This window comes from Rhizobium sp. PRIMUS64 (assembly GCF_023006465.1).
GTDB classification, from domain to species: domain Bacteria; phylum Pseudomonadota; class Alphaproteobacteria; order Rhizobiales; family Rhizobiaceae; genus Rhizobium; species Rhizobium leguminosarum.
Map to the genome: position 1 here is coordinate 1 of NZ_JALBGX010000205.1, position 8,647 is coordinate 8,647.

General features: G+C 63.4%; 9 protein-coding genes and 2 pseudogenes. 3 read left to right on the top strand and 8 right to left on the bottom strand.

Features of this window, described 5'->3' with window-relative positions:
* Together MOV76_RS37075 and MOV76_RS37085 are read right to left on the bottom strand one after the other, a co-directional pair.
* Nucleotides 1-899, bottom strand: a pseudogene (locus MOV76_RS37075) (alpha/beta fold hydrolase); the annotation flags it as partial.
* Nucleotides 900-917: 18 nt separating this feature from the next.
* Nucleotides 918-1,589 (bottom strand): TetR/AcrR family transcriptional regulator, encoded by a 672-nt coding sequence (locus MOV76_RS37085; RefSeq protein WP_247266423.1) that lies wholly within the window; start codon nt 1,587-1,589, stop codon nt 918-920.
* 93 nt (nt 1,590-1,682) lie between these two features.
* Here MOV76_RS37085 and MOV76_RS37090 point away from each other — a divergent pair, with 93 nt between their 5' ends.
* The 3 genes and pseudogenes from MOV76_RS37090 to MOV76_RS37100 all read left to right on the top strand — a co-directional run bounded on the left by MOV76_RS37090 (nt 1,683) and on the right by MOV76_RS37100 (nt 4,171).
* A complete protein-coding gene (locus MOV76_RS37090) occupies nt 1,683-2,321 on the top strand; it encodes an NAD(P)H-dependent oxidoreductase (protein ID WP_168319297.1) in 639 nt (212 codons plus the stop codon).
* 62 nt (nt 2,322-2,383) lie between these two features.
* Nucleotides 2,384-3,343 (top strand): acetylxylan esterase, encoded by a 960-nt coding sequence (locus tag MOV76_RS37095; protein ID WP_247266424.1) that lies wholly within the window; start codon nt 2,384-2,386, stop codon nt 3,341-3,343.
* A 159-nt stretch (nt 3,344-3,502) separates the two neighbouring features.
* Nucleotides 3,503-4,171, top strand: a pseudogene (locus tag MOV76_RS37100) (esterase family protein).
* A 16-nt stretch (nt 4,172-4,187) separates the two neighbouring features.
* Here MOV76_RS37100 and MOV76_RS37105 read toward each other — a convergent pair.
* Genes MOV76_RS37105 through dhaL form a run of 6 tightly spaced genes read right to left on the bottom strand, consistent with a single transcriptional unit; the run spans nt 4,188 to nt 8,549 of the window.
* A complete protein-coding gene (locus MOV76_RS37105) occupies nt 4,188-5,180 on the bottom strand; it encodes a dihydroxyacetone kinase subunit DhaK (protein WP_113541991.1) in 993 nt (330 codons plus the stop codon).
* A 51-nt stretch (nt 5,181-5,231) separates the two neighbouring features.
* Complete coding sequence (locus MOV76_RS37110) at nt 5,232-5,639, bottom strand: hypothetical protein (RefSeq protein ID WP_018242455.1); 408 nt, start codon at nt 5,637-5,639, stop codon at nt 5,232-5,234.
* 1 nt (nt 5,640) lies between these two features.
* Nucleotides 5,641-7,212: a putative PEP-binding protein gene (locus MOV76_RS37115; protein WP_247266425.1), complete on the bottom strand. Its 1,572-nt coding sequence runs from the start codon at nt 7,210-7,212 to the stop codon at nt 5,641-5,643.
* A complete protein-coding gene (locus MOV76_RS37120) occupies nt 7,196-7,540 on the bottom strand; it encodes an HPr family phosphocarrier protein (RefSeq protein WP_026230806.1) in 345 nt (114 codons plus the stop codon). The genes MOV76_RS37115 and MOV76_RS37120 overlap by 17 nt, the downstream gene beginning before the upstream one ends.
* Nucleotides 7,540-7,938: a dihydroxyacetone kinase phosphoryl donor subunit DhaM gene (gene dhaM, locus MOV76_RS37125; protein ID WP_028733133.1), complete on the bottom strand. Its 399-nt coding sequence runs from the start codon at nt 7,936-7,938 to the stop codon at nt 7,540-7,542. Before dhaM ends, MOV76_RS37120 begins: the two co-directional genes overlap by 1 nt.
* Entirely contained in the window at nt 7,935-8,549 is a 615-nt protein-coding gene (dhaL, locus tag MOV76_RS37130; RefSeq protein WP_028733132.1) for a dihydroxyacetone kinase subunit DhaL, read from the bottom strand. The genes dhaM and dhaL overlap by 4 nt, the downstream gene beginning before the upstream one ends.
* Between the last annotated feature and the right edge of the window lie 98 nt (nt 8,550-8,647).

Here is an 8,647-nt window from a genome sequence, read left to right on the forward strand (position 1 = left end):
ATTGCGCCGGAGACCGGCGAGCCCCAGTCGCCGCCCTGGGCGACGTAGCTGCTGTAAGCGAGGCGCTACATCAGTTCCGCCCAGGCCCGCGCGATGCGGTCTGGCCCCCAGCCGGTGCCGGTCGGCTTGCCGGAGAAGCCGTAGCCCGGCATCGACGGAATGACCACGTCGAACGCATCTTCGGCGCGTCCGCCATGAGCGGTCGGATCGGTGAGCGGGCCGATGATCTTGAGGTTCTCGAATACCGATCCCGGCCAGCCATGGGTGATGATGACGGGCAGGGCATTCGGATGTTTCGAGTGGACGTGAATGAAGTGGATGTCTAGGCCGTCGATCTCGGTGATGAACTGCGGCAGCGCGTTCAGCTTCGCTTCCGCCTTTCGCCAGTCGTAGCCGGTGCCCCAATAATCGACGAGCGGCTTGATCTTCTCGAGCTGTATGCCCTGCGTCTGGTCGTCGACCGTCTCGCGTTCGGGCCAGCGTGTTGCCAGCACGCGCCGGCGAAGGTCGAGGAGGTCCGCCTCGGGAGTGTCGACGCGAAACGGGCGGATAGCATCTCCCGTGGCAGCCGATGCCGGATAGGACGGAAACAGGCGCGCGCCCGCGGCGGCGATCCCGATCGCCGCGGTGGTCAGGAACCTGCGCCGGTCGCGGTTCAGGGATTCCGAGCCGGCACTTGTGAGCAGTTTGAAGAGAATGGTCATGGCATTGTCCTTTGAAGCAGACGCCTTGGGCAAGACTTCGAAAAGTTCGGCCATCGTCAGAATAGCATGGGCCTAGGTCGGGCCGTCCAGCTTGTGCGCCGCATGCATCATTAGGTGCGAGAAGGCGGCCGTCGCGTCGCTCACCAGGGTCGCGAAATAACCGAGTTCCATGGCGAAGCGGGCGGTGGATTCGATACAGGTATTCCCGCCGGATCATCTCGATGCGAGGCCGGCCGTATTGCGCAGGTGATCGGGATGCGTGCCGCCGCCCATACTTCTCGCCACCATCGCGACGATAGTTTCGAAGAGTTCGTTCTTTGCCTCGACGGCGGTGATGTCGCCCGACGCGGCGGCATAGGAGAGGGCTTCGGCGGCGCCGAGCATGGCCCAGAGGCCGGCTGCGGCGATCGTGCCGGCACCGGTAAAGGGCGAAAGCGCGATGCGGCATTTCTCGATGAAGGCCGCTTCGTATTCGCGCTTGATCCTTTCGAGTTCCGGCGAGCCGGCAAGTGCTGCGATCACACCGGGGATTTCGCGGCCCTGAAGAAGCACGCAGTCGACATAGGAGGTGGCGATGACTGTGGCCCGGTCGGCGAGCGACGGCTGGCTTGCCGCAAGGGCTGCGTCCATCACAGTCGTCTGGCGGGCGTCGAATTCGCGGTAGAGCGCTGCGAGCAGGCCGGGGCGGGTTTCGAAATGATCATAGACCACGGGTTTCGTTACACCGGCCCGCTCGGAAAGCCGGCCGAGGGTCAGCGCTTCCGTTCCCTCGTCACGGGCGATCTGCCAAGCGACGTCGAGCAACTGGCGATGCCGATCCTGCCGCGACAGGCGGCGACGCGGTTGCGGATCTGTCGGCTGATTTATTGTTTGGGCGCTTGACATCGCTATATACCAAAAGTAACTTACTGAAAGTAGCTTACCAAAGGTATACAGGCTGCGTCTTCCATCCGCAATCATTCAGCAGGAGTTTTCGCCATGCACGCGCTCATCGTCGTCGCGCATCCCGATCCCCAGTCGCTCACCCACCGCGTCGCCGCCCATCTTGCCGAAGGTGTCACACTTTCCGATGCCGGCCATTCCGTCGAGTTTGCCGATCTCGCGGCCGAGGGCTTCGATCCCCGGTTCACCGCGGCCGATATTGCTCGGCATCTGAGGAAAGGGGTGCTGCCCGCCGACGTTGCCGCCGAGCAGGCAAGGATCGACCGCGCCGATGCGCTGGTGCTCGTCTATCCCGTCTACTGGTGGTCGATGCCGGGGCTTATCAAGGGATGGATCGACCGGGTGTTCACCAATGGCTGGGCTTACGACGATCGCCCGGATACTGGGCTGGTGAAGTTGCTTGGCCGCCTGCCGGTGCATCTGGTCGGCCTCGGCGGCGCCGATGCAGGGACCTATGTGCGGCACGGCTATTTCGGCGCCATGAAGACGCAGATCGATCACGGGATCTTCGACTATTGCGGCGCCCGCGTCGTGACATCGGAGCTGTTGCTCGAAGCCGGACCGAACCATGCGGCCGCCCATCTGGAGACTGCGCGCGCCGTTGGCCGCAGGCTCTTCGACACATCAAGGCGATACGAGGCGACTGACCGCGTAAAGGTGCCCGAGTTCCGGTAAGGTTTATCGGCTGGCTAAGGCAGAGTCTTGCGCCGCCGGCCTTTTCACGAGACAAGCCTTGGATGAGTATTCCGACGACACATCCCTTCGACTTTGATCCGACCTACGGCATGCAGCTCGCAGACCTCCTTGCCGTCAAGCAGCCCGAGGCGCCTGAGGGTTTCGACGATTTCTGGGAGGCGCGTTATCTCAGGGCGCTGGCGGTTGATCCGCAGCCGGTGCTGCGCCGGAGCAAGATCACCCATGCCGACTGGCACGTGCTCGATCTCGTCTATATCTCGACCGGTTCATTCAGGATCGGCGGCTGGCTCATCCTGCCGCGTCGAGGGGAGGTGCGGCGCGGGCTCGTCGTCGGGCATGGTTATGGCGGGCGGGATCGGCCTGAATTCGATCTGCCGGTCAAGGAAACGGCGGTGCTTTTTCCCTGCTGCCGCGGGCTGTCGCTTAGCGCTCGTCCGCCGATCTCGCAAAATCCCTCCTGGCATGTGCTCCACGATATCGACAAGCCGAAATCCTATATCATCGGCGGCTGCGTCGAAGATCTGTGGCTTGCCGTCTCGACACTTGTTGCGCTCTATCCTTGGCTTTCGGGGCATATCGGCTACAGCGGCATCAGCTTCGGCGGCGGTGTCGGGGCGATGGCGATCGCTTACGACCAGCGCATTGATCGCGGTCACCTTGCGCTGCCGAGCTTCGGGGATCAGCCGCTGCGGCTGATCTTGCCGACCGTCGGCAGCGCGCAATCGGTGCAGGAGTATCATAAGGAACACGCAGATGTGCTCGAGACGCTTCGGCTCTACGATGCGGCAACGGCCGCTTCGCGGATCAAGGTGCCGATGCTGGTTGCCGTTGCGCTGTTCGATCCTTCGGTGGCGCCACCCTGTCAGTTCGCTGTCGCAAATGCGCTACCGAAATTTAATGAAATCTTCATCCTGGATGCCGGGCATTTCGACTATCCTGGCAGCGCTGAGCAAGAGGCGGTTCTCCGCGACAAGGTGGGACAGTTTTTCAGGGTGCCATGAACCGCGAATATCTGCGCTGGTACAGACAGCGGCTGCATCGAGACATGGAGATGCTGCTGCATAATTCCTTCAATCGGACTCGATTTACGGACAAAATTATGCAGCCATTCAAAGTGCTACAGCGTCCTTTGCGCGTCTGAAAAGACGCGCGGCGCTGTAGTGTTCGGCCATGCCGGCGCCAAGGTGCTGGTCTTTCCGACGCGGGACGGGCGCTTCTTCGAGTATGAACAGCTCGGGCTGGTCGCGAGCCTCGCAGACAAGCTCGGGGCCGGCCATCTCCAGCTCTATTGCATCGAGGGCCTGGCGGCAGAAACCTTCTATGGCTTCCACCGTCACCCGGCCGAGCGCATCCGCCGGCATGGTGCGCTCGAGGATTACATCCTGAATGAGGTGCTGCCGCTGATGGCGGCGAAGAATTCGCATGAATGCACCATCGTGCATGGCTGCAGCCTCGGCGCCTTCCAGGCGGCAAGCCTGTTCTTTCGCCATCCGCATCTCTTCCGCAAGCTCGTCGCCTTTTCCGGCCGCTACGACCTGACGATGAAGGTGGAATCCTTCGGCGACCTGTTCGACGGCTATTACGACGACAGCGTCTATTTCCACACGCCGACGCATTTTCTGCCTGGGCTCGGCGGCGATTAGCGGCTCGACAGGCTGCGTGAGAGCGACATCATTCTCACCATTGGCGATGCTGACCCTTTCCTCGACAATAACCGCTATCTCAGCCGGTTGCTCGCGGACAAGAATGTCGGCCATCAGTTACATGTCTGGGATGGACGCGCCCACCGCGCCGGCGCCTGGCGGAAGATGGCGGCACTTTATATCTGACACGCTTGGAACGCTGTCACGGCCAATGCAGCGCTGCGGTCGCCACCGGCGCGTCCCAGAGGGCGATTTCCTCGTCGGTCAGTAAGGCAAGGGTGACGGACAGTCCCTGCATGTCGAGCGAGGTGACGTAGGTTCCGACCAGTGAGCGCTCGATCGGGATGCCTCTTTCCTCGATGAAACGGCGGGCGCCGTTATAGGCGAGGTAGAGTTCGGCGGGCGGCGTGCCGCCGAGGCCGTTGACGAAGAGCAACGCCTTGGCGCCTGGCGCTGCCGCGATGTCGCCGGCGATGGTCTGGCAGAGATGGCCGATGATGGCGTCGGAGGCGGCGAAGGGCTGCCTGGCATGGCCGGGTTCGCCATGGATGCCGACGCCAATCTCCATTTCGTCGGGTCCGAGCGAAAATGTGGTGCGCTCGGTCTGCGGCACCGTCACGCCATTCAGCGCCACACCCATTGAGCGGATGCGCGTATTCAAACCTTCCCCAAGCTGCTTCAATGCGGAAAGTGTCATGCCGCGTTCGGCCGCAGCGCCGAGGATCTTTTCGACGACCAGCGTTCCGGCGACGCCGCGTCGGCCTCTGCCTTCGCCGATCTTCGATGTTTCGATATCGTCACTGACGACCACCATGTCGAGGCTGTGGCGATCTCCGGCCATTTCAATCGCCATTTCGAAATTCATCAGGTCGCCGTCGTAATTCTTGACCACGAGCAGGCAGCCGGCGCCGGTATCGGTCTCTTCGATCGCGGCGATGATCTGACTCGGCGTCGGCGAGGTGAAGATATGGCCGACGCAGGCGGCGTCCAGCATGCCGTGTCCGACGAAGCCGATATGCATCGGCTCATGGCCGGCGCCGCCGCCTGATATAAGCGCCACCTTGCCAGGGGTGAGATGGCGGCGGCGGATGCATCTGCGCTCAGGCCCGAACACCACGAAGGCCTCATGGGCGCGCACGAAGCCTTCGACGCTTTCGGCGACCATGGTTTCCGCAGTGTTCATGAACTTCTTCATCAAGCCTCTCCCAAGGCCAAAAGCGTTACGTTACGTCAACCAGCTTACTCGTCATTCCGCACCCGATATCGCGACGATTTTCTGCACCAGATCTGAGATCGCCTCTTCCAGCAGGCGGTTTTTCCTGTCGTCGCCGAAATCAGGCACCATCAGCGACAGGTGCCGCAATTTCTCGGAATGGCCGAGATCCGGCAACTTGCCGGGATGGGCGGCCTGATAGGCTTCGAGAAAGCGCTCCTGTTCGGCAGCGCTGAAATGGCAGACGCGGACAATCGTCGCGAGATGGCGCGCCGGCAGCGGCGTTGCATAGGTCGGGCTGGTGATCTGGGTGACGAAGCTGCGATGTTTTCCAAGCGCCGTCGCCAGTCGCTGGCGCGTGCCCGATGGCCTGTTGTCGATGATCTGCGCCAGAATGGACTTGTAGGCGATAATGGCGTCTTCGATGTCTTCGCGCGCCATCCTACTCTCCGGCTGCCCTTGTGCCATCGGCATTGAGGCCGATGATCGCCGATCTTATCGCGGGACGCCGGGCCGGCGCCACGGAAAAATGCCGGAGGCCGGCGGCGAGCAGCCTGGGCAGATAGCTGGGATCGCCGGCCATGTCGCCACAGATACTGACTGGCTTGCCGGCGGAAAGTTTCACCGCCTGGGCGAGCAGCCGGAGCACGGCGGGTGCAGCCTTGCCGGCATCGGCGTCCATATCGTCGCGGGCGGAGGCGGCAAGATATTGGGTTAGGTCGTTGGTTCCGAACGAGAAGAAAGCCGCCGACCCGAAGGCGTCGAGCATCAAGGCGGCTGATGGTACCTCCACCATCATGCCGATCGGCGGCATTCGGTGGGGCAGGGCACGGCGGCCCAGCTTTTCGGCTTCCTTGCGGAATAGCTCGCGCATCCTGTCGACCTCGTCGGGAAACGTCACCATCGGCAGCATCACCGACAGCCTGCCAAAGACAGCGGCGCGCAACAGGGCGCGGGCCTGCACGCGGGCGATTTCCGGCCGGGCAAGCAGCAGCCGGATGCCGCGCAGGCCCGAGGCGAGAGCCGGCAGGTCTTCCAGGCCGGCGAGCGGCTTGTCGCCGCCGATATCGAGCATTCTTATGATCACCGGCCTGTCGCCTGCCTGCTCCAGCACGCGGCGATAGATCGCCAGCTGTCGTTCCTCGTTGGCAGCATCGGCGACCGACGCAACTGAAAACTCCGAGCGCATCAGGCCGACGCCTGCCGTTGCCCGATCGAGCGCATCGATCTCGGCGGGATCGTTGATATTGATGGAGAGCAGGATCGGCACGCCGTCCGCCGTGCGCAGCTCACTGCTGCCGGTTTGCGTGTCGCTGGCAGGTGCTTGTGCCGGTGCCGGGATCAGCATGCCGCCGGCCTTCAGGATGACCGCACCGGCGTCGCCATCCACGCGAACGGGATCTCCATCTGCTGCCGAAAAGCGACCCGTGCCGACCACCATCGGCACCGATTTCGCCCGGGCAAGCAGGGCGACATGGCCGGCGGTGCTGCCTGCAAACAGCGCGATGCCACCGCCTTTCGACCAGTCATGGGCGAGAAAGCGGCTCGGCTCCATATCCTTGCCGACGAAGACCGAGCCAGGCGGGAAATCGGCGATCGGGGTGCCGGCGAGCGCCCCGAGCACGCGGTTCTTGATGTCGAGAATATCGACGGCGCGTGCCCGCATCTGCTCCTCGTCGGCCGCTTCGAGTTCACCGATATAGGCGTCGAGGGTGGCGACCCAGGCGAAGACGACATTCTCGTCGGCCTCCATGCGTGCGCCCGTCGCTTCCGCGATCGTCGGATCGCGCAGCACCTCGATCTGGAAATCGATGATATCCCGGCTTTCGGCATCGGCTCCATCGGCAAGGTGCTCGAGTTCGCCGATCGAGATGTCGATCGCCTTCTCCAGCGCGCTGTATCCACCGACGGCTCGGGATGCAGGGGCGGCGTCCGGCCGCTCGCCAAGAAAGGCCGGGCCGGATGCGATGCCCGGGGATGCGCTCTTCGCTTTCAGTCTAAGCGGTTCGGCCATGTTTCTTTTCCTCATCGAAGTTGCGCTCGATGAGTTCCTTCAGCGCGCGGATCGCCTCTTCGGCGAGAATGCCGTCGGCGCGGATCCTGAGGATCGACCCTTTTCGGATTCTCGCACCCATGATCTTGATGATGCTCTTGCCGTTGAGCCAGACGTCGCTGCCGTTGACAGCGATCTCGATCGAACAGGGGAAGGACTTGGCAAGCCGCGTGAAGGTGACGGAGGGGCGGGCATGCAGCCCGACACCGTGCTTGACTTCCACCTCCGTCTGGCAATTCACGTGCAATGGGTCGGGCTCCTGTTTTTCACTACGCAATCCGCTCGTCATCAGGGGGACAGTTCCTCGGCTGTGGCGACGACTTTGGCCAGCGACGCGCCCCCCGACGCCTCGGCAGCGGCGATGACGGCGCCTTCAACCAAAGGCGCGTTGCAGATGGAGACGAGGGCCGCGCGCGGAAGGCCCAGCATTTCGATCGCCATCTCGCTGTTGGTCTCGGCGCCACCGAGATCGACGAAGACGGCGACGCCGGCATCGGACCATGCGGCCTCGATCGCTTTCAGGATGCCGCCGGCATCGGTGCCGAGGTCGCCGTGGACATTGCCACCCGACCAGGCGAGCGGCACGCAGTCGCCGACCATCTGCCGCACCATGTCGGCGATCCCCCTTGCCACCAGCGGCGAGTGGGAGACGATCACGATACCCACATTTGCGGTCTTTCCATTCATTGCGGACGGTGCTCCCCGAGATAGCGGCAGATCGCCGTGGTCAGCAGCGCGCAGCTCGACGCGCCGGGATCGACATGACCGATGGAGCGGTCGCCGAGATAGGCCGCGCGCCCGCGCATTGCCTTCATGTCAGCAGTGCGGTTGGCGGAACGCTCGGCCCTGCGGGCGATTGCGCCGAGTGGCGAGCGGCTGGCAAGTGCCGCATGCACGGGATAGAGCACGTCGAGCAGGGTTTTGTCGCCGGCATGCGCGCGACCGCGTCTGGCCACGGCATCGATCGCCTGTTTCAGCACCTGCGAAAAATCGGCCTTTTCATCACTTTTGCGAAGCTCGCGGCCGATCTCCATCAGCAGCGTGCCGTAGAGAGGCCCGGCGGCACCGCCGACAGTCATCACCAGCGTCAGGCCGATCTTTTCCATGGCGTCGGGAAAGGGCAGGCTGGACAGGCTTTCGCCTTCGGCGCTCACTGCCTCGCAGCCGCGCCGCATGTTGGTTCCGTGATCGCCATCGCCGATGGCGCGATCGAGCGCGCAGAGATGATCGCTGTTTGCCGCGATCGTCGCGCGGCACACCTCTATCAATCCTGCCACAAGCACCGGTTCCGCCTGCACTGCCGTCCTCCCTGTCGCCGCGCCTCCCGCGGGCTTCTGAATTTCACGCCGGTCAGGCGAGGCTTGCCGCCACGCCGAACGCGCCGGCAACCGCGACG

Excerpts from the sequence above, each read along its gene's own strand:
- MOV76_RS37090 (WP_168319297.1), top strand. The coding sequence starts at position 1,683 with ATGCACGCGCTCATCGTCGTCGCGCATCCCGATCCCCAGTCGCTCACC.
- MOV76_RS37105 (WP_113541991.1), bottom strand. The coding sequence starts at position 5,180 with ATGAAGAAGTTCATGAACACTGCGGAAACCATGGTCGCCGAAAGCGTC.
- MOV76_RS37095 (WP_247266424.1), top strand. The coding sequence starts at position 2,384 with ATGAGTATTCCGACGACACATCCCTTCGACTTTGATCCGACCTACGGC.
- MOV76_RS37085 (WP_247266423.1), bottom strand. The coding sequence starts at position 1,589 with ATGTCAAGCGCCCAAACAATAAATCAGCCGACAGATCCGCAACCGCGT.
- MOV76_RS37120 (WP_026230806.1), bottom strand. The coding sequence starts at position 7,540 with ATGACGAGCGGATTGCGTAGTGAAAAACAGGAGCCCGACCCATTGCAC.
- MOV76_RS37115 (WP_247266425.1), bottom strand. The coding sequence starts at position 7,212 with ATGGCCGAACCGCTTAGACTGAAAGCGAAGAGCGCATCCCCGGGCATC.
- dhaM (WP_028733133.1), bottom strand. The coding sequence starts at position 7,938 with ATGAATGGAAAGACCGCAAATGTGGGTATCGTGATCGTCTCCCACTCG.
- MOV76_RS37110 (WP_018242455.1), bottom strand. The coding sequence starts at position 5,639 with ATGGCGCGCGAAGACATCGAAGACGCCATTATCGCCTACAAGTCCATT.